Annotated in this window: 21 protein-coding genes; 7 read left to right on the forward strand and 14 right to left on the reverse strand. The window is 46.8% G+C overall.

The window, feature by feature from the left end; genetic code table 11:
* Nucleotide 1: 1 nt before the first annotated feature.
* From KDM90_RS18265 to KDM90_RS07280, 3 genes are all read right to left on the reverse strand, one after another.
* A complete protein-coding gene (locus KDM90_RS18265; protein WP_212674906.1) occupies nucleotides 2-1,579 on the reverse strand; it encodes a methyl-accepting chemotaxis protein in 1,578 nt (525 codons plus the stop codon).
* Between the two features lie 127 nt (nucleotides 1,580-1,706).
* Nucleotides 1,707-3,215 carry a sensor histidine kinase gene (locus KDM90_RS07275; RefSeq protein ID WP_212674907.1) on the reverse strand — a complete coding sequence of 503 codons (1,509 nt, stop codon included), beginning with the start codon at nucleotides 3,213-3,215 and terminating at the stop codon, nucleotides 1,707-1,709.
* A gap of 2 nt (nucleotides 3,216-3,217) precedes the next feature.
* On the reverse strand, nucleotides 3,218-4,138 hold the full coding sequence (locus tag KDM90_RS07280; RefSeq protein WP_212674908.1) for a type 2 periplasmic-binding domain-containing protein: 921 nt from the start codon (nucleotides 4,136-4,138) through the stop codon (nucleotides 3,218-3,220).
* 285 nt (nucleotides 4,139-4,423) lie between these two features.
* On the opposite strand from KDM90_RS07280, the gene KDM90_RS07285 reads away from it, so the two are divergent.
* Entirely contained in the window at nucleotides 4,424-5,200 is a 777-nt protein-coding gene (locus KDM90_RS07285; RefSeq protein ID WP_212674909.1) for a substrate-binding periplasmic protein, read from the forward strand.
* Between the two features lie 101 nt (nucleotides 5,201-5,301).
* Entirely contained in the window at nucleotides 5,302-5,583 is a 282-nt protein-coding gene (locus KDM90_RS07290) for a PsiF family protein (RefSeq protein WP_212674910.1), read from the forward strand.
* Between the two features lie 119 nt (nucleotides 5,584-5,702).
* Here KDM90_RS07290 and KDM90_RS07295 read toward each other — a convergent pair whose 3' ends face one another.
* Nucleotides 5,703-8,099 carry a heavy metal translocating P-type ATPase gene (locus KDM90_RS07295; RefSeq protein ID WP_212674911.1) on the reverse strand — a complete coding sequence of 799 codons (2,397 nt, stop codon included), beginning with the start codon at nucleotides 8,097-8,099 and terminating at the stop codon, nucleotides 5,703-5,705.
* 162 nt (nucleotides 8,100-8,261) lie between these two features.
* On the opposite strand from KDM90_RS07295, the gene KDM90_RS07300 reads away from it, so the two are divergent.
* Nucleotides 8,262-8,468 (forward strand): heavy-metal-associated domain-containing protein, encoded by a 207-nt coding sequence (locus tag KDM90_RS07300; RefSeq protein WP_212674912.1) that lies wholly within the window; start codon nucleotides 8,262-8,264, stop codon nucleotides 8,466-8,468.
* 35 nt (nucleotides 8,469-8,503) lie between these two features.
* Here KDM90_RS07300 and KDM90_RS07305 read toward each other — a convergent pair whose 3' ends face one another.
* The 5 genes from KDM90_RS07305 to KDM90_RS07325 all read right to left on the reverse strand — a co-directional run bounded on the left by KDM90_RS07305 (nucleotide 8,504) and on the right by KDM90_RS07325 (nucleotide 12,708).
* On the reverse strand, nucleotides 8,504-9,235 hold the full coding sequence (locus tag KDM90_RS07305; RefSeq protein ID WP_212674913.1) for an LrgB family protein: 732 nt from the start codon (nucleotides 9,233-9,235) through the stop codon (nucleotides 8,504-8,506).
* Nucleotides 9,232-9,636, reverse strand: coding sequence for a CidA/LrgA family protein (locus tag KDM90_RS07310; protein ID WP_212674914.1), 405 nt, complete (start codon nucleotides 9,634-9,636; stop codon nucleotides 9,232-9,234). The genes KDM90_RS07305 and KDM90_RS07310 overlap by 4 nt, the downstream gene beginning before the upstream one ends.
* 68 nt (nucleotides 9,637-9,704) lie before the next feature.
* On the reverse strand, nucleotides 9,705-10,514 hold the full coding sequence (locus KDM90_RS07315) for a substrate-binding periplasmic protein (protein ID WP_212674915.1): 810 nt from the start codon (nucleotides 10,512-10,514) through the stop codon (nucleotides 9,705-9,707).
* A gap of 167 nt (nucleotides 10,515-10,681) precedes the next feature.
* Entirely contained in the window at nucleotides 10,682-11,728 is a 1,047-nt protein-coding gene (locus KDM90_RS07320) for a hypothetical protein (protein ID WP_212674916.1), read from the reverse strand.
* A gap of 35 nt (nucleotides 11,729-11,763) precedes the next feature.
* On the reverse strand, nucleotides 11,764-12,708 hold the full coding sequence (locus tag KDM90_RS07325; protein WP_212674917.1) for a LysR family transcriptional regulator: 945 nt from the start codon (nucleotides 12,706-12,708) through the stop codon (nucleotides 11,764-11,766).
* A 214-nt stretch (nucleotides 12,709-12,922) separates the two neighbouring features.
* Here KDM90_RS07325 and KDM90_RS07330 point away from each other — a divergent pair, with 214 nt between their 5' ends.
* A complete protein-coding gene (locus tag KDM90_RS07330; RefSeq protein ID WP_212674918.1) occupies nucleotides 12,923-13,408 on the forward strand; it encodes a hypothetical protein in 486 nt (161 codons plus the stop codon).
* Nucleotides 13,409-13,561: 153 nt separating this feature from the next.
* On the opposite strand, the gene KDM90_RS07335 is transcribed toward KDM90_RS07330, so the two are convergent.
* From KDM90_RS07335 to KDM90_RS07355, 5 genes are all read right to left on the reverse strand, one after another.
* Entirely contained in the window at nucleotides 13,562-13,972 is a 411-nt protein-coding gene (locus KDM90_RS07335; protein WP_212674919.1) for a DoxX family protein, read from the reverse strand.
* Between the two features lie 141 nt (nucleotides 13,973-14,113).
* Nucleotides 14,114-14,815, reverse strand: a complete 702-nt coding sequence (locus tag KDM90_RS07340) for a pirin family protein (protein WP_212674920.1) — start codon at nucleotides 14,813-14,815, stop codon at nucleotides 14,114-14,116.
* Nucleotides 14,816-15,044: 229 nt separating this feature from the next.
* Nucleotides 15,045-17,375 carry a bifunctional diguanylate cyclase/phosphodiesterase gene (locus KDM90_RS07345; protein WP_212674921.1) on the reverse strand — a complete coding sequence of 777 codons (2,331 nt, stop codon included), beginning with the start codon at nucleotides 17,373-17,375 and terminating at the stop codon, nucleotides 15,045-15,047.
* A 726-nt stretch (nucleotides 17,376-18,101) separates the two neighbouring features.
* Nucleotides 18,102-20,333: a catalase/peroxidase HPI gene (gene katG / locus KDM90_RS07350; RefSeq protein WP_212674922.1), complete on the reverse strand. Its 2,232-nt coding sequence runs from the start codon at nucleotides 20,331-20,333 to the stop codon at nucleotides 18,102-18,104.
* A gap of 234 nt (nucleotides 20,334-20,567) precedes the next feature.
* Nucleotides 20,568-21,491, reverse strand: a complete 924-nt coding sequence (locus tag KDM90_RS07355) for a LysR family transcriptional regulator (protein WP_212674923.1) — start codon at nucleotides 21,489-21,491, stop codon at nucleotides 20,568-20,570.
* A gap of 110 nt (nucleotides 21,492-21,601) precedes the next feature.
* On the opposite strand from KDM90_RS07355, the gene KDM90_RS07360 reads away from it, so the two are divergent.
* The 3 genes from KDM90_RS07360 to KDM90_RS07370 all read left to right on the forward strand — a co-directional run bounded on the left by KDM90_RS07360 (nucleotide 21,602) and on the right by KDM90_RS07370 (nucleotide 24,788).
* Nucleotides 21,602-22,855, forward strand: a complete 1,254-nt coding sequence (locus KDM90_RS07360) for an acyl-CoA dehydrogenase family protein (protein WP_212674924.1) — start codon at nucleotides 21,602-21,604, stop codon at nucleotides 22,853-22,855.
* A gap of 77 nt (nucleotides 22,856-22,932) precedes the next feature.
* A complete protein-coding gene (locus tag KDM90_RS07365; protein WP_212674925.1) occupies nucleotides 22,933-23,994 on the forward strand; it encodes a phosphotransferase family protein in 1,062 nt (353 codons plus the stop codon).
* Between the two features lie 74 nt (nucleotides 23,995-24,068).
* Nucleotides 24,069-24,788, forward strand: coding sequence for a histidine phosphatase family protein (locus KDM90_RS07370; RefSeq protein ID WP_212674926.1), 720 nt, complete (start codon nucleotides 24,069-24,071; stop codon nucleotides 24,786-24,788).
* The last annotated feature ends 33 nt before the right edge of the window (nucleotides 24,789-24,821 follow it).

Genomic DNA, 24,821 nt, shown 5'->3' on the forward strand with positions numbered 1-24,821 from the left:
GCTAACGTAAGACTGGTCGTGCGGAGAACGCGGTGTTACCGCCAACTTTAAACACACTCACCAATTCAGACAAGGTCGCCGCTTGATTTTGCATTGCTTCAGCAGCGGCAGCGGCCTGTTCGACCAAGGATGCGTTTTGTTGTGTCACACCATCCATTTGGATTATGGCTTGATTAATCTGATCGATGCCTGTCGATTGTTCCGTGCTGGCGGCGGTAATCTCAGCAACAATATCGCTAACACGACGCACGCTCTCGACAACTTCGTCCATTGTCGCACCTGCTTGATGCACTAGGCGCGAACCCGCATCAACCTTGTGCACTGAATCGTTAATCAATTCTTTAATTTCTTTTGCTGCTGCTGCACTACGTTGCGCGAGACTCCTTACTTCGGAGGCGACGACTGCAAACCCTCTTCCTTGTTCGCCAGCTCGCGCCGCTTCAACCGCAGCATTCAAAGCGAGAATATTCGTTTGGAACGCAATTCCATCGATCACACTAATAATATCGACAATCCGTTTTGATGATTCATTAATCGATTGCATCGTCACAACAACTTGCGAAACGACTTCCCCTCCACGTTCAGCGACTTCAGAAGCAGTGCCAGATAACACATGAGCTTGCTTAGAATTGTCTGCATTTTGCTTCACGGTTGATGTAATTTCCTCCATCGATGCCGCGGTTTGTTCTAACGAACTCGCTTGTTCCTCAGTGCGCGAAGATAACTCAAGGTTACCCGCGGCGATCTGACTCGACGCGGTTGCAATTGTCTCAGTCCCAGATCGAACTTGCCCAACAATTTGCAACAAACTATCGTTCATTTTCTTTAATGCTTGTAGAAGATTACCCAACTCATCATTTGAATCACAAATAATCGCACGCGTTAAATCCCCAGCAGCAACTGTTTCAGCAATCGAGACTGCTTCGTTGATCGGACGCACAATGCTTGCCATTAGCCACCACCCCATTCCTACGACAATTAAAAATGCCAGAAGCAATGCGGCTGCGGTCAACCATGTAAATCGAACAAAAGCATTTTGCGACGCGTCGAATTCTTGCTTAGCGACCGTGGTTTGCAATTTAACCAACTGATCCATCGCTAAGCGTACAGGATGAAACAAGTCTGCCAATTCGTGCGTCACCAAGACTTTTACTGAATTGAGATCGCCAGCTTTCAAAGCAGCAATCGTTGGGTTTAAAGCTTTTTCTAAGAATATTGCTCGCTTCTGTTCGAAACTTTTTGCGAGAACTTTTTCCTCTTCAGTCAAGAAGGTTGCCATGTATTCCCCCCAAACTTGGGTCGCCTTGGCTCGATTTGCCTCCACTTCGGCGACACTTTTTGCTATTTGCTCTGGTGCTTCATTGGCAGCACGTGAGACAGCAATTTGATTTGTTTGGATTAGCCTGATAACCTCATCGAGTTGGCTGAGCGCTATCAAGCGATCATTATAAATCGTCTTCGTTGCGTCGTTTCCATTGGAGAGCGCCCAAAAACCTGCAGCGCCGATCAACATTGCGATCAAACCCAAAGTCACTAAACTCGCAATCAATTTTGCCCGAATAGTTAAATCTTGCAGCATAACCATCTCCTCAAAATATCTGAGCACAATTGGCCCATTCAATTCCGCAATTTAATTGGCATGCGCCTTATTCCACTTTTAAACGCAATCTTGCCCATCGCATGCAACTTGGAACATTTCAAAAACACTACTTCAAACGCAATGTGAACCAAAACAGACTGCCTCCGACCTGTCCATGCTCATAGCCCACTTCACCACCTAATTTATTGACTATTCGCTGAACTATCGACAGTCCGAGACCATGTCCTTCGGTATTGTTCGTATCAAAACGAGTGAATTGTTCAAACAGGCGACTTTGTTGTTCCGCACTCAATCCAGGCCCCGCGTCTTGTACCCAGCATTTAACATAGCCATTCGCTAAATTGGTTACACCTAATTCGATTTGGGGACTATTACCGCCATATTTAATCGCATTCGACAAATAATTCACCCACACTTCTTCAATCCATTGCGCATTGCCGCGAACGATGGGCCAAGTTCCTTTGATACTTATACGTGCGTGGCGCTCTCGAGCGAATGAATCTAATCGCTGTTTGGCTTCGAAGACCGTGTCCTCTAGAGATACTCTCTCCATGGGTATTTCGTCCTGCTTTCTGACACTCGACAGCAACAACAAAGAATCAATAATGGCATGCATTTTCTTCGCCGATTGTTGAATGCTATTGAGTAACACTCGATTACGCTCTACGGATAACTCGAGAGTATCTGTATTCAACAAAGTCGACGCTCCCATCAAATTACTCACAGGCTGTTTTAAGTCATGCGCTACGGTATGCGCATAGGCATCTAACTCACGATTTTGTAGAAGAAGTTCATCCGACTTCTTCTCGAGCAATGATGATTTCGACCGTAAATCGGCCGTTCTCTCCGCAACAAGAAACTCGAGTTCCTCGCGGTACAGTTCTAATTCCTTGTCTAACGCATCACGTTTTTCCAACTCATCCTGAATACTCAAACGCATCGCATTGATCGCGAACACCACTAAATCTAACTCGTCTTGCGCTGCTTTGTTTCGACGCTGCAATTTAAGTTCTTTTTTCAGATTTGTGAGATCGAGTTGCTGCAAATATTCAGCCGTTTTTTCCAAATGTCTCCCGATCCAATGACGAATAATCAAAAGAACAAAAAATGCCAACATCAGTAAACTGACCGTCGTCGTGACTGCAATACTTTTTGCAGTATTCCACATCTGTTCCTCGATATTCGTGGCCATCAACTCCACGTGAAGAACCCCCAACGCAAACTCTTCCTTCCCCTCTCGATAGATAATTTTGAAATCACGCTCAAGTAAGGTCTTTGCATGAGCAGCATTTTTTCGTCTCCACTGATCTTGCAGCTCGCCTTGCAAATGCAATAAACCGACGTCTGGAATCTTGGCAATGCCATCCAGCAGCGCATCAATTCTCGGACGATCAACCGACCACATTCCTGCCGCTAGGCTTGGCAAGTAGCTCGCTTCAATTTCAGTAAATCGCGTTTCCAAATGCGCAATTGCTGAAAAGTACGCGCGATAAATTTGGATAGCAGTGACGGCACTGGCAACCACCATTGTAAAAATCAAAACTGCCCAAACGATCTTACTTCCAAGGTGCGTGCGCTGGACATTAGTAGAAGGGTGGAAATTCTCGACAACCATACTTAAAATCCTAACGCGGGTGAAAACCACAATTCCCTATGCTGCAAAGGCGTCGCGGAACTGAGGTAAGGATTGTCGAGTTTAAGAATGCGCCGATTCTTTAGGTCTGCTTGCGCTATCACGGCCCCAAATTGTTTTAAGAAGAGAGTTCGCATGCTGCCGTCTTTCATTGCGATCAGCAAACCGCGCTCTATCGCTGCAGCAAGTTTGATTTGATCTTTTTTCACAAAAAAATAAAGCGGTGCTGGGTAATAGAGAACCCAATTCGGTGCAACGCGAAAATCCAATGATGAGTGTGCCTGCAATTCCACATCAATTTCCATCACAGAGCGAGGAAAATAATCAATCCTGCCACGCTTTAACATCTCGAACAGTCCCTCATAACTCGAACTCGGGCTAACTTTAAATTGATTCGCGAGGAGAATTGGATAATCTGGCCAATCGTGTCCCTGCCCTGCTCGTAAATGCCGTAATTCGTTTGGTGCAGTTAAATTTGCAAACTGTTGTGTTTGATTCGCATTGATCAACAAGAGACGCCATCCCAATAACCCCCTATCGATGGGAATGCGGATCGGCAATAATTCTTCTTCTCGTTCTGGATTCGTCATGGTCCAAACAACGTCGAGTTCCTTGCCCATCTGAACCTGACGTAGCGTACGCCATTGCGGCATACTAATTTTGCTGGGTCTGGCTTCAAAATTTTCACCAGACTTTAATAATGCCAACTTTAACAAAGCGATCGGATAGTGTCCGCGCTCATCATTCGACATCGACGCTGCCCATGCATAAGTCACGATCTGTTTCGACCAACTCAACTGAGGCAATAGACAAAGCACCAGTACCATGCTGTTGGCAAACTTGGAGCCCACCAACGAGCGTCGGCCAACAAGAATAGCGGTCATGAAAAGAAATAAGAGCAACACGTTCTACACCTTCGTCATTTCCAACAAATCACACATTGACCAACTAGAGTTTAGGGACGGTTTATTTCCTCGTCGCTCTATCTTATCTGATTTCAATCAGCCAATTTCGAATTGAGACCTTTCTGTTGTAAAGAGGTGATATCAGAAAGAAATGTCTAATTAATAGCGGTAGCACACTGCTTCTGCCTTTCATCGCGCGCGATGCGAATTGTTGATTGAATTTCTGGAATTCTTATGCGACCATCTTTTAAATCTTTCCTTGAAGCATGAATCGAAGGCAATTAGATGAAAACATTCCGACTCGTCGCGATTATCTTTCTCATCAGTCTACACATGTCTGTCTTCGCAGAAGTCAGAACACCGCTAAAGTTGTGCTTCGAAGACGCTGCACAACGTCCCTGGACGATGCCTGATGGGTCCGGATTGAATATCGAACTCCTCCGCAAAGTTGAATTGCAAATCGGGGAACGATTTGAATTGTCAGCCAAGCCTTGGAAGCGGTGCCTGGAAGAAGTCAAGCATGGTGTGATCGACGGCTATTTTGGTGCTGCTTATTCAGAGGAACGACAAATTTTCAGTGTATTTCCCAGCTTGGCAGACGGACAGTTAGATACAGCAAGTGCCTTGAACGAAGATGTCGCGAGGGTCTTTATCGACAAAAATAGCGCAGCGCGCTGGGATGGCAAGCGTTTTCGAGGAGTCAGTCAAGCGATCCTTGTTCAACGCGGTTATTTAGTTGGCGATATCTTGCGAGAACAAGGTGAAAAGATTAGAGAGATTCGGCAAATTGATGAAGCTTTTGATCTACTGATTAAACAACGCGCCGAAGTCGCTATTTTGCAAGGAATTGATGCCTATTTCCTAACGCGCCACGATCAACGCTACAAGGATAGGATCGAAATCTATGCTTCCCCGTTTGTCAATTTACCCATGTTTCTCGCTTTTAGTCGAACCGCCTATACTCGTGATGCAAACCGGATTCAAGCGATCTGGGCTGCCATCAAAACAATACGTCAATCCAGTAGCTACCAGCTTTTGCTTGAAGCAGCGAGTCAGCGCTAAATCATCCCCATTTGCATTTTTTAACACAGTATTGATTGCACCTTACGAAGAAGTCTTCTATAGTCAGATTCAAACCCTCACTCACTTTAAAGGAGTCACTCATGAAAAAAATCGTAATCTCGCTAGCTCTACTCTGCCCGATGATGATGGCACACGCTGTCACCGCACAACAATCCAAAATGACCACTTGCAACAAAGAAGCAACGGGCAAGAAAGGCGATGAACGCAAAGCGTTTATGAAAGAATGTCTGTCGGCAAAACCAGCCGTCGAAGAAAAAAAACTGACCACGCAACAAGACAAAATGAAGTCCTGTAATGCGGATGCAAAAGGGATGAAAGGAGATGAACGCAAGCAATTCATGTCCACATGCCTCAAGAAATAAACCAATTTTGATCGGGAACCTGCATAGACCAACAGAAATCCGGTCATTGCAGGTTGGTCACAGGTGAATTGATCGCCATAAAGTTTGATTTAGAAACAACGGTCGAAACTCTACCATCTTTACGGCTGCCAGCGCTTCAAGAGCAATGCATTCGACACGACGCTCACACTGGAGAGTGCCATTGCTGCTCCAGCCAACATCGGATTTAAATATCCGCAAGCGGCTAAAGGAATGCCGATCAGGTTATAGATAAAGGCCCAGCCTAGATTTTGGCGTATCTTATTGTAGGTTTTTTTCGAGATCGCGATAGCGTCCGCGACCAGTAAGGGATTGCCACGCATCAGTGTTATTCCTGCCGTATGCATAGCAACATCGGTACCAGTTGCCATCGCCATTCCGACGTCAGCGGCAGCAAGTGCGGGTGCATCGTTAATCCCATCACCAACCATAGCAATGCGCGCGCCAGTCCGCTGCAACTGGCGAATCACATCAGATTTTTCAGCTGGTAAAATTTGTGCGTAAATTTCATCGATTCCAAGCTGTGTGCCAACTGCATTTGCGCTGCCCCAATTGTCGCCACTCAGCATCACGGTTCGTAAACCTAAGCTTCGCAAACGCGCAATGACTTGCGCGGCTTCTGGTTTAATTTGATCGCCAAATACCAAACTCGCAGCTAGATAAAAACCAGTTTCATCCTGTATCGCTAAGCACGCAACGGTCCGTCCAGCTTGTTCCTCCCGCTTAATCTCTTCGAGTGCAGTACTTGTATTGAGACCAAGCTCAACCATCCAAGTCAAATTTCCTAAATAAATTACTGACTCAGTCGCACTCTTTACAGATGCTTGCACACCACGGCCTGGAGTTGTCACTGCATCGACAACTGAAGCGATCTCGACACCCGCTTGACGTGCACTTTGCATCACAGCATAGGCCAAAGGATGATTGCTCGTCTGTTGAACAGCCGCTGCCAACCGCAGCACTTCAGTCTGGGATAATCGCTCGCTCACAATTTTTATTAGCTCGGGCTTCCCTTCAGTGAGCGTACCCGTTTTGTCAAATGCCACAGCGGTCAGCTCATGCGCCAATTCCATTGCTTGCGCGTCTTTAATCAGGATACCGTGTTGAGCAGCAACGCCTGTCCCAACCATGATCGCAGTCGGCGTTGCTAAGCCAAGTGCACAAGGGCAAGCGATTACTTGCACGGCAACCGCATTCAATAAAGCCTGCTGCCAATCGCCATTTGCAATTCCCCAAACCAACAAGGTCAACAATGATAAACCCAAGACCACGGGAACAAACACGGCGCTAACACGATCAACCAAGGACTGTATAGGAGCCTTGACTGCCTGTGCATTTTCCACCATCCGAATGATTTGCGAGAGCATGGAATCGGCACCAAGGCTCGTCGCCTTGACCAGCAACAAACCATCTGAATTAAGTGAACCACCAAACACTTTTGCGTCAATCGATTTACTGACTGGTAGATTTTCACCCGTCAACATCGATTCATCAAGGTGACTCCGTCCCTCGACGATCAGACCATCGACTGGTAGTCGAGATCCCGCTCGTACAACCACGATATCACCCTGCCGAACATCGTTCACGGGCAATTCAATGTCAATACCATCTCGACGCACTATCGCGCTGTTCACGCGTAAAGAATCCAAAGCACGTATTGCCTCCAAAGTCTGGTGTTTCGCTCGGGTTTCCAGCCATTTGCCTAGCAGCACGAGCGTAATCACGACCGCGGATGACTCAAAATACAAATGTGGCATCCTATGAGCAGAATGCGCCATCATGAGATACAAAGACAAACCATAAGCCGAACTGGTTCCAAGTGCCACCAACAAATCCATGTTGCCACTGCGTGCTAACAAGGCTCGCCATCCAGCTCGATAAAAACGTGCACCAATATAAAATTGTACTGGTGTCGCAAGTAATAGTTGTACCCATCCCGGCAACATCCAATCGATACCAAATGGACTGAGGAACATTGGAAGAACCAACGGCAAGCTCAACGCAATAGCTAGGTACAATTGTTGAAGTTGATGCCGCGCGATGACGTTTGGGCTCGCTGCAGAGGGGAATTTTGCAGCCGTATCGTCGTGCAAATTCGCTGCATAACCAGCGCGCGTTGCGGCAGCAATCAATTCTGACGACGTGGTTTCCATTAAGGCTTTGATCTGGGCTTTCTCTGTCGCTAGATTCACACTGACTTGAATAACACCATCGACTTTCTTGAGTGCTTTTTCAACTCGTCCAACGCACGATGCGCAACTCATGTCACCGATACTCAAAACAATTTCTTGGCTTGCAACGGCATAACTTGCACGCTCGACTGCCTCAACCAGCTGATTCAGACCAATATCTTCCGCTAATTCTATCCTTGCTTTCTCGGTGGCTAAGTTCACAGAAACGGCGGAAACACCAGGAACGGAACGTAACACTTTTTCGACTCGGCCGACACACGACGAACACGTCATACCGAGTATGGGAAGATTAAACAGCTTTTGCATAATTAATGTAGACGTAATCGCAATCCTAAGAATTCTACACCCGCCTGCTCGTTAACATCTCGACCATTGATGATGAAGCGCAAATCCCTCTGATTAAAATCAAGCAACTTAGCCCTAAAAGAAGATTACAATCGCATTTTCAGCAACATCAGGATGTAGACTATGAGCGAATTTCATGTAGAAGATATGACTTGCAAGCATTGCGAAGCGAGTATCACCAAAGCGATCCAACAGCTTGATAGCGCAGCGATCGTACAAGTTGATCTACCGCGACACATCGTCAGAGTCGATTCAAGTCAAAGCAATACTGCGATCGAAGAAGCCATTCGCGACGCGGGATTTACACCGCAATTGCAAGGTTCGGAATAGCGCCCTAGTTTGCCTTTCAAGAATCCAAAGGGATGCTAATAAAAATAGCGCACCAGCAACGGGACTAGGGTGGGCGCAATGAAGGCCGTCAACATGCCGTTCAACCCCATTCCGAGCCCTGCAAACGTGCCAAGCTCTTTACTCACTTGAAACGCTCTTGCTGTACCAATGCCATGCGCAGCGAGACCAAGCGCGAAACCACGTATTTCCGGTGATGTAATGCGCATCCAATTGAACAAATAACGCGCGACCAATGCTCCAAAGGCCCCCGTTAATATAACAATCGCCGCAGCGATCGATGGACTACCACCAATTTTATCCGCGATACCCATGGCGATCGGTGTGGTCGCGGACTTGGGGCCAATAGAAAGGGCAAGTTGGGTTGAGCCCTGCATCCAAATAATCATCAAGACCGCCGAACACATCGCAGTCAAGCAGCCAGCCAATAATCCCATCATCAATGGCAACAGCTGTCGACGTAGTTTTGGCAATTGTCTAGCTAATGGAATTGCCAGTGCAACAGTGACTGGGCCTAACATCAAGTGGATCGCTTGAGCGGAAGCAAAATACCGTTCGTAGGAGATACCGCTTCCGAGCAAGACGACCACAATCATCGTTACCGCAATGACGACAGGATTAGCTAGCGGCGAATATTGACAACGTTTCGCAATCCACAGCGCGCACAAGTACGCGAGCAAGGTAAGCCCCAAAGCAAACATTGGCGTGTGCCCTAACTCTGTCCAAGCCCGTTGCCAACTCACGCTCATAGACTTGACCTATCTTTATGCGTCGAATTTACGCTCGGTTCAATGGGATGACTAGCTTGCTCAGGCTGGGTATGAAAGAAGAAACGCATGGTGAGAGCGGTGACCACTAAACATAATAAGGTACTGACCATAATCGCGACAACCAATGCAAACCAATGTTGTATAACACCGCTTACCGAAACCATAATTCCTACCCCAGCGGGAACAAAAAATAGCGACATATGCTTCAAAATGCGGTGACTCGATTGTTCGACTAGTTCCATCAAGCGTGGCGATAATAGTAAAGCGATAAACAACAAAACCATCCCAATGACTGGTCCCGGAATGCTCAAAAGAAAAGCATGCGCAATACCTTCCCCCATACATTGAAAGACGATCAATATCGCAAGTGTCACTAACATAGGTTTTCTCACTTCCCTTTGCGGATGCAAGCCGCGTAAAAAACTACTCCAAGAATCAGCCGACACATCTATTTTGTGTATTGCTGCACAACGAGCTGAATCTTTCCATCGCGACGTAGTTTCTCAACACTGGCTTGCAGTTTTTCAACCAATTCGGGGTTCGACTGTAAATTCATTGCGAAGTACAAATCACCGCCTTCATGTAATTTCATCAGTTTGATATATTCCTCGGACGCGATGCCGAATTGCTTTTGATTCATCGCCATGCCAATCTCTGTATTCACGACGACGTCGAGCTTACCGGATTTGAATACACGCATTTCATCCGAATTGGAATTGAATAGTTGAATCGCACTCGCTGCCACCCCAGCTTCTCGTAGTTCCGTGATACTAGCCTCTGCTCTGATTGCGCCCACTTTAAATTGATCTAAATCTCGTATGCTATGAATTTTGTGCGCTATATCAGTACGTGCAAACACCCAAGTAGTGCGGGGTAAAATCGGTCCTATCCACAAGAATTGATGTTCACGCGCGGGAATACGTGCAATCGTATAAATCAGCGCATTGGCATTATCTTGGGTGGTCTTATAGGCACGGTTCCATGGAACCAATTGCAGATCGCATTTTAATTGTGCCTGCGAACAGGCGAATTGCAAAATATCCGTCGCAATACCTTTAAGCGTATTACCTTGCTTAAAATTGTAGGGTGGCCACTCTTCCGTGTATGCCTTTATTTCTTGTGATTGGACAGCCGATCCGCTACAAACCAGCCAGATCAACACAAGGAAATGTCGAATACTTGCGCGAAACCGCGCCCCATTCCGTTTGATCGGAACATCAACTATTCTGAGTCGAGAATATGTTATTGATTTTTTCATACCGTATCGTTTGCCAACATCCTTGTGCAACAATTAATCATCACCAACGAACAAACATCAACAAACAACAGCGCGACTTTAATTTTGAGATGAGCGTATCGCCACCCATCCACCCCCTACCGTATGCCTGTCAAGAAATTGTCGCATAAACTGTGCACATCCAAACATCAAACGGAAATCGGCAACCCAGTCTTTTGCGCAATCTTTTGCAGAACCTGTTGCATCTTTTGATTGTCAGCATTCAAGGCCGCAAACATATATGCAGAAAAATCAGCGAGACGATCAACTGACAAGCCTGGATAGACTGGATACACCGACTCGTCCGGATCGAGGAACAACTTACCATCATCACGTTGCAAGTATTCACGCGCTACTTCTGCATTAGAGTCCCGTACTCCAGCTAAAAACGTCATACGAGACTCATGAGTAAACATTGTGTATTTTGTTTGATCGATAGGTATCTTTTTACTCTGCAAAAAACCGATGAAGGCATTGCGATCTGCAAGACTCGACAAATGTTGATTGAACAACCGAATTAATTCAACAATCTCAAAGGGAGGTGTCACATTCGCCTCACTTTTTAGTTCCGCGTCCAATTCAATTCCGATCAAACGAAGAAAGTCATTCACAACATTCTTTCGATACAACTGCGTACGCTCGAAAGGACGGACAATCAACTGGGAACGTCCAAATACATGCGCGATTTTTCCTAACAGTTCTCGATAATCCCAAGCTGGATTTTCACGTAAATAGTCATTAAACGACACGGAACCGCGTGCGCCACCTTTAATCACTTGTGCCCAACTTGATTCCATTCGGAGATCTTGACGACGCAAATAAATAATCACTCGAATATCCGATGTGATTGGTGTAAAAACTTCTTTGATTGCTTCATAATCTTCAACAGATTTGCCAAACGCAAAATGTTCGGAAGAGACAATTAATTTTCTTGCCGTGGTCGCAAACAAATCTCGGCGAATTTCGGCAATTACGCGATCTCTATCAATCACGGCCCCATTCAAGTACGCGGGTTGTCGTCCCAACACGCCATGTGCAAGTAAACTTTGTGACGCTTCTGCTGGTCGATAATAGGCACCGTGTATTGGATAAAAGTAGCCATCTTTGGCAAGTTGCGCTTGATGCCCTGCTAAAAATTCTTGAATCGACGAGGATCCGGTCTTAGTGGTCCCAAAATGGAGAAACAGAGTTTTCATTTTTCAGTGTATCGATTGTGATTAAATTCGCGCTACTAGGCATACTTCTGACGAATACCTAAAAGCGCCTCACGTGTCACAGGTTGCGCCAACTGTTCAAGCCACCATTGCAAGGCTTTTCCTTGCTGCTGTTTCGCAGCCCGACGCCACACATAATAACTTTGTACGCGTTGTTGTGCTCGCTCAACTTTTTTCTCGACCAGTCGTCCCGTATCCAAATATGACTGAGCCACGCAGGTCGGCAAGAAACCAACGCCTAAACCGCGTACCTGCGCATCCAATTTTGCGGGTAAATCCGCTACTGTGAACACATCTTGACCACTCAATAGGCCAATCGACATGCTACGACCATGTTGCACACTATCTGCAATTGCGACTGCCCGATGTTGACGAATCACTTGATCAGACAGAGGCTCAGGTGCGTGCACTAAGGGATGATGCGGTGCAACCGCAAAAGCAAAATAAACACACCCCAACAACTCGCGTTGCAAGCCCCCCTTAGGATGCGCATCCATGACAGCGCCTAACGCTAAATCTGCTTGCCCCGTCATCAGCGCTTCTAAGGTCCCAGACAAGGTTTCCGTGCGCAATTTTAACTTGGTGGGTGGCTTCATTTGAAAAAAATCCTCACACAAATCCATCACCGTACCTCGGTCGATAATACTATCGATTGCAATGGTCAACTGCGGTTCCCATCCTGTTGCGACACGCTTTACACGATTCGCGATCGCATCGATTTCAAGTAGAAAGTGGCGTCCCTCTTCCAATAATTCCGAGCCAGCGGCAGTCAACCTTGCTTGGCGTGAACTGCGATCAAAAAGTAGAACATCCAACGCATCCTCAATTTGGCGTACGCGATACGTCAAAGCACTGGGAACCATATTGAGTTGCCGTGAGGCGGCCGCAAAACTACCTGAATCAGCAATCACTTGCAGCATGGCCAAAGCTGCTGGCGTTAACACATCGCGCGGAGAGTTCATTACATCCCAATGTCAGAGGTCCAAAATTATACAAATAATTTAAATGATGCCATTGAATCTTTATCCTCGCTGAAGTTTTATAAACGACGCCACGCCATGCTTAAACGTAGGTGTGCAATTTTGAATTGCTATGGTGTCGAGAATTGTTATTCATTTGCAATTGTGTTAATTTTCGGTTTTATTTTTTTAGCTATCGATTTATTCTGGAGTACACATGGATCAAGAAAATCAAAACAGTATCGCGTCCAACATCACCAGTCTCGGTGGCAAGTCATGGACCGCTTATGTCCCTGTTGTTTTGCTAGGCTTGCTTTTGCTAGGCGTGCTGACCCCACTCGCTTCGCTTCTTTCAATAGGTGTTGGGGTGGTCGTGGGCATTTGCTCACTTGCCGTGCTGCTCTATCAATTTCTTGAATTGAAGAGCTATCACCTTTATTTTGACGATGTCGGTGTATGGATCTATTCCGGCATCTTACCTTGGAAAAAGGGCGTGGCAGGTGTCAAGTGGCGCGATTTAGATGAGGCAACATACACCCAATCACTTGGTAGTTGGCTGTTTAAATCATACTCTATCCGTATTGGACATCGTTTTACGAAATCCAGTGAGATCGTGCTCAGCCATATGGCGAATGGGCAAAATATTGTTATAACGATCAATCAACATCATCAAGACTTAATTCGAACAAGTGGCTTGAATTAGTCACATGATTCGTGCTTGTGACACATAAGAGTTATTGAGGTAGAAATCTCCAATCCGTATCGCATCCACGGGTCGGCAGTACACTCCCACCACCAATTTAATATCGAGACGCACTGGTTGTTAACACAGTGCGTCTCGCTCAAAACAAAGAAACTAACTCACACGACGAGCATCGATGCTCCACTGACCTCCGCCAAATGCAGCCAAGACCATTAAACCACCAGCGACGGCTATATTTTTGAAAAATAATAATTGGGTGACATACGCTTGGTCTGCTGGGACGGCCCAATAGGCATGAAAAATAAATGAGGCAAGCAAGGTAAAGAATGCCAACGCGATAGCTGCCCACCGTGTTCCCAAGCCGAATATCAATGCCAGGCCACCGACAATTTCCAGCGCCAATGCAGCTGCAGCAGCTAAGGTAGCGGCTGGCAAACCAACCGAAGCAATATATCCCACAGTTCCTTCAAATCCATTTAATTTTGCGAAGCCAGCTGGCAAAAAGAGTCCCGCTAACAATAAGCGTCCTACTAAGGCACCTGCATTTTGTAAAGTTGTTGTCATGATGTTTCCTTTTGATAAATTGAGATATGAAACACCGAGCAGCCCGGGTTAACGCGAAGCTCGATGCAACGATAATGTCTGCTAAATAATTAAATACGAGGTGGCACAAAGGTGCCAAACAAAACGCCCGCTAACGCAATACTAGGCCGCGAGATCAAACACTAAGACTTCTGCGTCGCGGCCCTTTTGTAACGAAATCCGCGTTTCTCCCGCCATTTTTAAGGCGTCGCCGCCGACAAGTTGTTGTCCATTCACTTCCAGTTCGCCACGAATCAAATGCACATATGCTTTGCGCTCAGCATTCAAAGTTAAACTTGCCTCCTCCGCACCATCGAACAATCCTGCGTAAAGGCGAGCATCGGCGTTCATTGAAACAGAATCGAAGGCACCATCTGGCGACGCAACTAATGCCAAAGCGCCGCGTTTACTCGCTGCTGGTATCGTTTTTTGCTCGTACCCGGGTTGAATTCCTAATTGCGATGGTTGTATCCAAATTTGCAGAAAATGGGTGGTTTGACCATCGGCGTGGTTGAATTCACTATGTCTAACACCAGTGCCAGCACTCATACGCTGCACGTCACCAGGAGGTATTCCTTTGACATTTCCCATACTGTCTTTGTGTGCCAATTCGCCACTCAAAACATAGCTGATAATTTCCATATCGCGGTGCCCGTGGGTACCAAAGCCGGTGCCTGCGGCGATGCGATCTTCATTGATGACCAAAAGATTGCCCCATCCAAGGTGTTCAGCATCATAGTAATTGGCGAATGAAAACGAATGATAACTTTTCAACCAACCGTGATCAGCATAGCCGCGTTCCTGCGATTTTCTTAAGCTCAACATGATTTTCCCTACCTTTCATTTTTCCCCATCGCAAGCCACTTGCTTGCGATGCGATAGGTAAGATTATGAGGTAAGTATTCATCATATAGAATGAATGAATTTGAAAGCATCATTCAAATATTTTGAACACTAACGACCAATGTATTGGCTCATTAAAAGTCTTTAAGAACCTCAACATCTCTGAAGATTAAACGAAGTGAAACCTACGTCTAGAAAGTTGGGGCGGGATTTAGATTGAATTTGACGTGCGCTCATCCATTGCCCGTTCGAACTCTTCGGCAGCTTGCGGACGTCCAAAGAAATAGCCTTGATACAAGTCGCAACCGTACTCCATCAACAGTTGCTTTTGTTCGGAGGTCTCTACCCCTTCCGCGATCACATTCAGGCCTAAACTTTTTCCTAAAGCGATCACTGTTCGAACGATGGACGCATCATTCAAGTTGGTGGTGACATCACGAACAAATGACTGGTCGATTTTGAGTTGACTCAGCGGCATCAGTCGCAAATAGCTTAATGACGAAAAACCCGTACCAAAATCGTCAAGCGAAAAACGCAAACCAAACTTTTGTAGTTCACGCATTTTCGCGACCACCAATTCAACATCGGAAGCCAACGCACTTTCGGTTAACTCCAACTTGAGTTTCTCAGGACGCACTCCAGTTTCTCGTAAAATAGCTTCCACCTGCTGAACGTAACTTGCCTCATTAAACTCATGCGAACATACATTGACCGCAATGCTTAAATGCTGTCTGCGTGGATCACTTTCCCATAGCTTCAACTGTTCACATGCGGTTCTCATCACAAAACGCCCGACGGGTACAATCAGACCTGTTTCTTCTGCCAATGGAATGAATATGGCAGGCGAGATCATGCCACGTTCTGGATGAAACCACCGCACCAAGGCCTCAGCACCGACGACTTGTCCTTGTTGATTGACTTGCATTTGGTAATACACGCGCAACTGTGAAGTAATACCAGCAACAAAATCCTGCTTAAATTGCTCGCGCGCATAGAGACGATCCAGCAAACTGCGATCAAACTTTACAATCTGATGGCGACCACGCCGCTTCGCTTCGGCGACTGCTAGCTCAGAAAATTTCAATGCGTCATCAGTGCTAATGCTGGCATCACCTATTATTGTCAGTCCAATTGAGGCAGGACATTCGATTGCCATAGTCGGGAACTGTATCGGTGCATCCAGGATTGCCATCAGTTGTTGCGCCACTTTCTCGACATTCAACTCTGCGTTGTGGCGATCAACATCAAGATGTTTCAATAGAACGATAAATTCGTCACCTCCTAAACGCGAAATCACCATGTCATCATCTTCGAACGACTGCAATCGTTTGGCAATTTCAATCAATAATTTATCGCCAACATCATGCCCACGCGTGCTGTTTATGACGCCAAAATTATCCAAATTAATTAAGACTAAAGCACACAAAACGTCGCCATCGCTAACTTCAGAAATCGCGTCCTGCAAACTTGCTAATAATTCCGTGCGATTGCACAATCCTGTTAGAAGATCGTAATGAACCAAATGATCCATCGCAGCGTCTAGCACACTGGTTTCATCCAAGCGTTTCGTCGCGATGGGATGAGCCGTATCGGAACGGATCAAAGCAAAATGTTTGGCAGCATCAGCCAAGCGGATCAACGGCTTGGCAATTCGACCTGAAACGATCCATGCGATTCCAGCAAATAGGACTGCCATCAATATACTAATCCCATAGAGCATTTGCCTACTTTCTTCCACGACCGAAAGAGCAAATCGTTTGTGTTCGCGCACAACAACAGTCCAACCAAGCCCCTCTTTAGGAATATCGGTTAACACTCTTTGGGTCGCAACCAAATACTGGTCATTCGATGTCACGGCGCGAATATCTCCAATAGCCTCAGTTTGCGCAACCTGAAACTTCAAGAGCCAATTTCCTTCTCGATTAGCAATCAGCACTTCAATCGGCGTTTTTTTACGGCGTTTTTCCAAAGTATTCGAGACGACTTCATGCACCCATTTCCAAAATAAATGCGCGGATAGGACTGCACTAACGCGTTGATTCACCTTCACAGGGACAGCCACATCCACAAAGCGAACAGGCTCATCACTTTGATCTCGTCGGAAATAGTGGTCAAGTAATTTGGCGTCGTGAGGATCGCTCACATAATCAGCATTGAAACCTTCTTTGAACCAAGGTCGTGACGAGACATCCGCCCCCAACAACAATCCATCTGAGCCAGACATGATTCGTCCATCGGCTCCAGCCAAGCCTATCCATGCGTAGATGGGCTGGCGTTTCTTTAAGTTGCTAATGACTTCATCGACGGCAGAGGTTTGAGTAAGTTGAACCTCGCGAAGTAAATCGGCCAAGAGGGCTAGCTCTCGCTGTCGGTCTTGGAGATCTTTTACCAAGGTGTGGGCAATTTCGTCCGCTGTCGCATCGAGAGATTCATTGGCTGCTGTTTGCAAACTTGCTTCGAAACGCATTTCGAGAAACAAGGTCAACGCGATACCGAACAATAACCAAAGCATACCCATCACGAGTGAGATGCGTGCCCTCATGCTCCTAGTCGGTGAAAGTCTGCTCAACCATTGTCTCATCATCGAAGCTTTCCAAAATGACTTCCTGAAATTCGTTTGTGCAAAAAACAGGGAACGCATCAAATCAATCGACAAGAACATTTCGTTAAGTTCTGCAATTGCCAGCTTAGATCAATTCAACGACATTAACTCGGCCTTCGCGAGAATTTCTATCAACGGGTTCCAATGACTTATTGCACGGATATTGCACGGAACGCGATGATGTCAATGCATGCAGTATTCATTTGGCTTTGCGTATGTGCAGGATCAAAACAAACTACGTCGTCAGTTGAATTCTTGCAATCGCACTCACCGCTTACCATAGGCAACCTAGTCGTAGGTGAACATTGACTTACCTCTGCATAGAGCGAGGTTTTGGTTTCCGCGCAAATTGAACATCGCTGACAGATGGTACATTGAAAGGGAAAGAAATTGCCAGTTTCGTCAGTAAAAAAACGAGGAGGAAAGTAACTTGCTTACCACAGTTGGCACAGCGTGTTGGAATCGATTGACGTTGGCACTAAACGTCATTCTGCAACAGCTATGATGATTTTTTTGAAATACAGTAAATTGACAGATGACATACGGTCGAGCAAAAAAAGGATGCTACCGCAATCGCCTAGCGTCAGATAGGAAGCGCACAAAACATCGTGTCAAATTGCACCCGTGTTCACAACACGATGTTTTGTGAGTTGATGGCTAAACTGCTTATTTCAGATCAAACCGATCCGCATTCATTACTTTATTCCAAGCTGACACGAAATCTTGGACAAACTTTGCATTCGCATCTTGACTTGCATAGACCTCTGCCAATGCGCGTAATTGCGAATTCGAACCGAAAACGAGATCGACAGTCGTGCCAGTCCATTTCACTTCGCCAGTCTGACGGTCACGCCCCTCTAGCACACCCGCAGCTTTGCTTGATGTTTGCCATTTTGTTCGCATATCTAACAAATTGATAAAGAAGTCATTACTTAGGGTTTCAGGACGTTGCGTGAAAACACCATGCTGCGACTCACCTGTGTTTGCATTTAATACACGTAAACCACCGACTAAGACTGTCATTTCCGGCGCACTTAGATTGAGTAGTTGGGCTTTGTCGATCAACATTTCCGCTGCATGATGCTCTAGGCCCGCTTTAACGTAATTGCGGAATCCGTCTGCGGCTGGTTCAAGTACGGCAAACGAATCCACATCGGTCTGCGCTTGATCTGCATCCATACGACCAGGGATGAATGGCACTTCAATAGTTTGACCTGCTTTCGCTGCAGCCGCTTCAATCGCAGCTGCACCAGCCAATACGATTAAGTCCGCAAGGGAAATCCGTTTATTGTCCGACTGGGCAGCATTAAACGTTGTCTGAATTTCCTCGAGTTGCGATATCACCTTTGCCAATACAATAGGTTGATTCGCAGCCCAGTCGCGTTGCGGTGACAGACGAATCCGCGCGCCATTTGCACCACCACGTTTATCGCTGCCACGGAAGCTCGCAGCGGACGACCAAGCTGCATGAACCAAATTCGCAATACTTAATCCGGCACGCAGACTGGAATCCAAAATCGTTTTCTTTAAAGCCGCAATATCGCTGGCGTTCACGAGAGTATGATCGACCGCTGGTATCGGGTCTTGCCAAATTAAAGTTTCATTTGGGACTAAATTTCCCAAATAACGTGAAACAGGGCCCATATCACGATGCGTCAACTTAAACCAAGCACGGGCGAAAGCATCGGCAAATTGCTCAGGATTTTGATGAAAACGACGCGCGATCTTTTCATAAGCTGGATCAAAACGTAAAGATAAATCTGCAGTCGTCATCATTGGAGCATGCTTTTTCGCAGGATCGTGCGCATCGGGAATCAAGTGCTCAGGCTTACAATTCTTGGCAACCCATTGTTTTGCTCCAGCCGGACTCTTGGTCAACTCCCATTCGTAACCAAACAACATATCAAAATAACCGTTATCCCATTGCGTAGGGTTGGGCTTCCATGCACCTTCAATACCGCTTGTCGTTGTATGAACACCTTTTCCAGAACCGAATTGATTGATCCAACCCAATCCCTGATCTTCGATGCCAGCCGCTTCCGGTTCGGGACCAACTAGAGAAGGATCACCCGCACCATGTGCTTTACCAAAAGTATGTCCACCGGCAATCAAGGCCACTGTCTCTTCGTCATTCATTGCCATCCGAGCAAACGTCTCGCGTACGTCTCGGCCCGAAGCAACGGGATCAGGATTGCCATCTGGTCCTTCTGGGTTCACATAGATCAGACCCATTTGCACCGCAGCTAAAGGATTTTCCAGATCACGTTCACCTGAATAACGGCTATTCGCTTTATCGCTCGTCGCCAGCCATTCTGTCTCAGAACCCCAATAGATGTCCTCTTCCGGTTGCCAAATGTCTTCGCGGCCGCCAGCAAATCCAAACGTCTTAAACCCCATGGACTCTAAAGCGACATTGCCTGCTAGGATGAAAAGATCGGCCCAAGAAATTTTACGACCATATTTCTGTTTGATTGGCCATAACAAACGGCGTGCCTTATCTAAATTGCCATTGTCTGGCCAACTATTTAAAGGAGCAAAACGTTGATTGCCCGTACCCGCACCGCCACGTCCGTCGGTAACTCGATAGGTGCCGGCTGCATGCCATGCCATACGAATCATCAGACCACCATAGTGCCCCCAATCGGCAGGCCACCAATCTTGAGAATCTGTCATGAGGTGTTCGAGATCAGCAACCATGGCCTGCAAATCCAAGGATTTGAATTCCTCTGCATAATTGAACTCCTCGCCCATAGGATTGGACGCTGGTGCGTGTTGGTGCAAGATATTCAACTTCAGTTGGTTTGGCCACCAACTTGCATTACTCGGCGCGCCTTGAGCAACGGCGTGCTTAACAGCAGCAGTAGTCGCATGAAATGGGCATTTTGAAATATCGGACATAGTAACTCCTTGGTTATTTGTTAGGCTGTTGAAGTAGCGATCTATTACCCAAGTCATTCTAGAGAGCAGCCAATCATTAATCAATTTAATTAATTTTATAGATTTGATTGATTTTACCTAATTGCCACAGCACATCGATCGAATTCCCCCGTGCTATGTCATGACGGTAGGATCGTGAGTCGATCGGTAACGGTATCCCGCAGAGTTTTTCTACTGCACGAAAATGCGCCTGCGCTACAACTGCGGTGTATGCATCAATGCTAATAATTGCTGGCGCAACCAAGCGTTCGCTGGATCGCGTTCGGCACTAGCGTGCCAATACAGATGAGCATCAATCGTTTGCGTTTCCAATGGAAAGGCGCTAATACAATTGGAAAATTGTGCATTTGCAATGGTTGCATATTGTTCGGGCATGGTTAACAACAAATCGGTTTCGCTGACAACCCGACAGGCCGCAAAGTAGTGCTGACAACGCAAGACAATATCGCGCCGCCATCCTTCTCGATGAAGTTCAATATCTTCCAAACCCATTCCCTGGCGCCGTGAAGAGACAAGCACATGTTGTTGTCCAAGATATTGCTGCAAACTCATCGACGTATTTCCCGCAGGCCCTAAGCTAGTATGTGCTTGACGTGACAATACGACCAAGCGGTCACGCGATGCCCTTTGTTGATGGATGGCCGCAGACATAGGACTAGGCACTTCTAGCACTAAATCCAAACTACCACTGGTCAATTCTGATTCGATATCGCGTCGGTCAACCCGCACGCTGGACAATCGTATTCCAGGGGCGTCCTGCGCTAGAAGGCGCAACAAAGGAGGCAAAATTGTCGCTTCAAATACATCGCGCAATCCCAAATGAAAATGGCGCTGCGTTTGCCTTGGATCAAATCGCTGTCCGCTGTGCAAACTGGCTTCGAAACACTGCAATCCCTGTCTCACTTGAACAATGATGCTGCGGGTAAATTGGGTCGGCGCCATCGTTGCCCCCTGACGCACAAACAAAGGATCATCAAACATCGTCCGAAGGCGCGCCAACGCATGACTGAGCGCGGGCTGACTCAGATTCAATACCTGACTAGCACGTGTGATGTTGCCCTGGCTATAAATAGCGTCAAGCACGACAAATAAATTTAAATCGGTACGAGATATATGCATGAAATTCATTATGCCATATTCATATCATTCATTTGAATTATTTAAGCGTTCCTCGTATGCTCCATTAAACGGATTTTCACCAAGCTAAGGCTGCCTTTTGAAAGTACACCATGAACTTCGCACACTCTGAGAATGCACAAGCCCTGATCGCACGACTACAAAACTTTATGCGCGAGCATGTCATACCGGCTGAAAAGATTTATGCATCACAGTTACAAGGTGGTACAGATTGGACGCAGTGGCGCCAACCCGAAATCATGGAAGAACTGAAACGCAAAGCCAAAGATGCGAGCTTGTGGAATTTGTTTTTACCAGAAGATGGCGCGCGTCTCACGAATGTCGACTACGCACCTCTCGCAGAGATCACTGGTCGATCGATGATTGCGCCTGAAGTCTTCAACTGCAATGCACCTGATACCGGCAACATGGAAGTGTTGGTGAAGTATGGCTCAGAGCAGCAAAAACGCGATTGGTTACAACCGCTGATGGCTGGACAGATTCGTTCAGCGTTTTGTATGACAGAACCTGAGGTTGCATCCAGCGATGCCACCAACATGCAAGCCACTGCAGTAGTTGAAGGCGATGAAATCGTTCTCAATGGTCGCAAGTGGTGGAGCTCTGGGATCGGTCACCCAAATTGCAAAGTCATTATTTTCATGGGACGCAGTGTCAGTGCCGATGACACACACACCGACAAGCACCATCAACATTCCATGATTTTGGTGCCACTCGACACCGCAGGAGTGCAAATCGAGCGCATGCTGCCGGTCTTCCATACTTTTGATGAGCCCTACGGACACGGCGAAGTCAGCTTTCGCAATGTTCGGCTTCCTCTTAGTGCTGTGATTGGCGGTGTGGGGCGAGGCTTTGAAATTGCACAGGGTCGCCTTGGTCCGGGTCGAATACACCACTGTATGCGCGCAATTGGCGCGGCAGAATACGCTTTAGAATTACTCTGCGAACGTGCACTACAGCGAGTCGCATTTGGCAAACCCTTGGCTAAGTTAGGCGCCAATGCCGACATCATTGCGAATGCAAGGATGCGCATTGAACAAGCCCGTCTCCTTACGCTCAAAGCGGCTTGGATGATGGATACGGTTGGCGTCAAGTCAGCAATGAGCGAAATTTCGCAAATCAAAGTGATTGCACCGAATGTCGCAACCGATGTTATCGACGCTGCAATGCAAATTCATGGCGGCGCTGGATTATCAAACGATTTCCCATTAACTGCTTTATATGCCTATGCGCGTGTATTGCGCATTGCGGATGGACCAGATGAAGTGCATCGGGGAGTGATCGCAAAACTAGAATTGAAACGTACCACCAATCGTCTCGCCGCTATAGGCGATGTGTCAGACGTGTAAAAGTGCAGCGCAACCAGCTTACCAGCGACCAGATCTCAAATCGCGCTGGCGCGACCAAAAGGAAGAAAGGAAATTGCATGTTAGATCAAGCGACGACTGTACGCATGGGTGAAGAATTAGATCTCGACAAACTCGCCACGTTTTTGCATGACCAAAATCCCGCATTCAATGGAACGCCCGACATCGCACAATTTGCAGGCGGAGCATCTAATCTAACCTACTTACTCCACTATCCAAAAATCGACGTTATTCTGCGGCGCCCACCGTTTGGCCACCGCGCAAAATCAGCACATGACATGCTGCGTGAAGCAGCCATTATGCGCGCGCTGAAGCCAGTCTATCCTTATGTCCCGCACGTGATCACCACCTGCCAAGATGAGCACATCATGGGCTGTGACTTCTACGTAATGGAGCGACTGCATGGGATCATTCCACGTAAAAATTTACCGAAAGAACTTGTCCTAAGTCCAAACGAAACCCGCCAACTTTGCCTGAATGTCATCGATAAGTTAATCGAACTCCATCAAATCGACTACCAAGCTGCCGGACTAGCATCACTTGCCAAAGGCGCGGGTTATGTCGCTCGTCAAATGCAAGGTTGGTCTGATCGCTATCGACAGGCGAAGACCGAAGATGTAGGCGATTTCGAAGATGTCATTCAATGGTTACAAGCACACATGCCAGCAAGCGACACCGCCACCTGCCTGATCCATAATGATTTCCGTTTCGATAATGTCGTATTAAATCCCAGCAAGCCCTGTGAAGTAATTGGCGTGCTCGATTGGGAAATGGCGACACTCGGTGATCCTCTGATGGATCTGGGCAATACCCTAGCCTACTGGGTACAGGCCGACGATGATGCAGTTTTTCAATCAGTACGACGCCAGCCTACACACTTGCCGGGCATGCTAACGCGCCAAGAAGTCATAGCTTACTATGCACAAAAGACGGGTTATGCCGTCGATCATTTCGATTTCTACGCGATCTTTGGTTTATTTCGACTCGCTGTCATTGTGCAACAAATCTACTATCGTTTTTTCCATCAACAAACCAGCAATCCGGCATTTGCTGAATTCGGAAAATTAAGTTTGTACCTAGAACAACGTTGCTCACGATTGATAAAAGAGACTTCGCGCTAAAGCAGCGGGAGCAAAAGAGCCTTCGAACCAGTGACGGACAGAAACGATCCTTAAGTATTTTTTTGATTGGAAGTATGAGCTACATTTATCTTATTCGACATGGACAAGCCAGTTTCGATGCTGACGACTACGATCAGCTCTCGTCACTTGGAGAAGAACAGTCACGCAAGTTAGGCGAATGGCTGTCTCGCACCAAACAAACTCTTGACCATGTTGTCATCGGTGGGAATCGACGCCATCGACAAACGGCCCAACATTGTCTACAAAGTTTTGGCACTACCCAAGCATCGATCCTTGAACAAAATTGGCTAGTGGATCAAGGTTTCAATGAATTTATGCACGAAGAAGTTTTACTCAAGCATAGCCCCGAGTTTGATCATTTTTCTGACCTAAAAAAATCAATCGCACAACAGTCGGATCCACGACGCGCATTCCATTCGCTGTTCAGCGCAGCAATGACACGTTGGACTAGCGGCGAATTCGATGACTACAGCGAAAGTTGGATCGCATTTCAGCAACGCTGCCGAATGGCATTACGCAAAGTGATCGACCTCCTTGAAGGCACGGAGCACAACAAGAATATCGGCATATTCACCTCTGGCGGCACGATCTCAGTCTTACTACAGCCAATTCTTGGAATTAACGATCAACATATTTTTGAACTCAACGCCAGCCTATTGAATACAGGCGTCACACGTCTGAAGGTCAGCACGCAACAAATACGACTACGCGATTTGAACAGCACTGCTCACTTGGAATTGGATGGGAGACCAGAGTTACTAAGCTACCGATAGAGCAAAACCACACAGCGGAAAGTCATCGCAATT

This window comes from Affinundibacterium fentianense (genome assembly GCF_018139545.1).
Taxonomy (GTDB): domain Bacteria; phylum Pseudomonadota; class Gammaproteobacteria; order Burkholderiales; family Burkholderiaceae_D; genus Undibacterium; species Undibacterium fentianense.

Bases quoted from the DNA above. Each gene is read 5' to 3' on its own strand.
- KDM90_RS07355 (WP_212674923.1), bottom strand. From the start codon at position 21,491: ATGCATATATCTCGTACCGATTTAAATTTATTTGTCGTGCTTGACGCT.
- KDM90_RS07275 (WP_212674907.1), bottom strand. From the start codon at position 3,215: ATGGTTGTCGAGAATTTCCACCCTTCTACTAATGTCCAGCGCACGCAC.
- KDM90_RS07285 (WP_212674909.1), top strand. From the start codon at position 4,424: ATGAAAACATTCCGACTCGTCGCGATTATCTTTCTCATCAGTCTACAC.
- KDM90_RS07315 (WP_212674915.1), bottom strand. From the start codon at position 10,514: ATGAAAAAATCAATAACATATTCTCGACTCAGAATAGTTGATGTTCCG.
- KDM90_RS07340 (WP_212674920.1), bottom strand. From the start codon at position 14,815: ATGTTGAGCTTAAGAAAATCGCAGGAACGCGGCTATGCTGATCACGGT.
- KDM90_RS07320 (WP_212674916.1), bottom strand. From the start codon at position 11,728: ATGAAAACTCTGTTTCTCCATTTTGGGACCACTAAGACCGGATCCTCG.
- KDM90_RS07300 (WP_212674912.1), top strand. From the start codon at position 8,262: ATGAGCGAATTTCATGTAGAAGATATGACTTGCAAGCATTGCGAAGCG.
- KDM90_RS07335 (WP_212674919.1), bottom strand. From the start codon at position 13,972: ATGACAACAACTTTACAAAATGCAGGTGCCTTAGTAGGACGCTTATTG.
- KDM90_RS07345 (WP_212674921.1), bottom strand. From the start codon at position 17,375: ATGAGGGCACGCATCTCACTCGTGATGGGTATGCTTTGGTTATTGTTC.
- KDM90_RS07370 (WP_212674926.1), top strand. From the start codon at position 24,069: ATGAGCTACATTTATCTTATTCGACATGGACAAGCCAGTTTCGATGCT.
- KDM90_RS07360 (WP_212674924.1), top strand. From the start codon at position 21,602: ATGAACTTCGCACACTCTGAGAATGCACAAGCCCTGATCGCACGACTA.
- KDM90_RS07290 (WP_212674910.1), top strand. From the start codon at position 5,302: ATGAAAAAAATCGTAATCTCGCTAGCTCTACTCTGCCCGATGATGATG.
- KDM90_RS07330 (WP_212674918.1), top strand. From the start codon at position 12,923: ATGGATCAAGAAAATCAAAACAGTATCGCGTCCAACATCACCAGTCTC.
- KDM90_RS18265 (WP_212674906.1), bottom strand. From the start codon at position 1,579: ATGCTGCAAGATTTAACTATTCGGGCAAAATTGATTGCGAGTTTAGTG.
- KDM90_RS07365 (WP_212674925.1), top strand. From the start codon at position 22,933: ATGTTAGATCAAGCGACGACTGTACGCATGGGTGAAGAATTAGATCTC.
- KDM90_RS07310 (WP_212674914.1), bottom strand. From the start codon at position 9,636: ATGTTAGTGACACTTGCGATATTGATCGTCTTTCAATGTATGGGGGAA.
- katG (WP_212674922.1), bottom strand. From the start codon at position 20,333: ATGTCCGATATTTCAAAATGCCCATTTCATGCGACTACTGCTGCTGTT.
- KDM90_RS07305 (WP_212674913.1), bottom strand. From the start codon at position 9,235: ATGAGCGTGAGTTGGCAACGGGCTTGGACAGAGTTAGGGCACACGCCA.
- KDM90_RS07295 (WP_212674911.1), bottom strand. From the start codon at position 8,099: ATGCAAAAGCTGTTTAATCTTCCCATACTCGGTATGACGTGTTCGTCG.
- KDM90_RS07325 (WP_212674917.1), bottom strand. From the start codon at position 12,708: ATGAACTCTCCGCGCGATGTGTTAACGCCAGCAGCTTTGGCCATGCTG.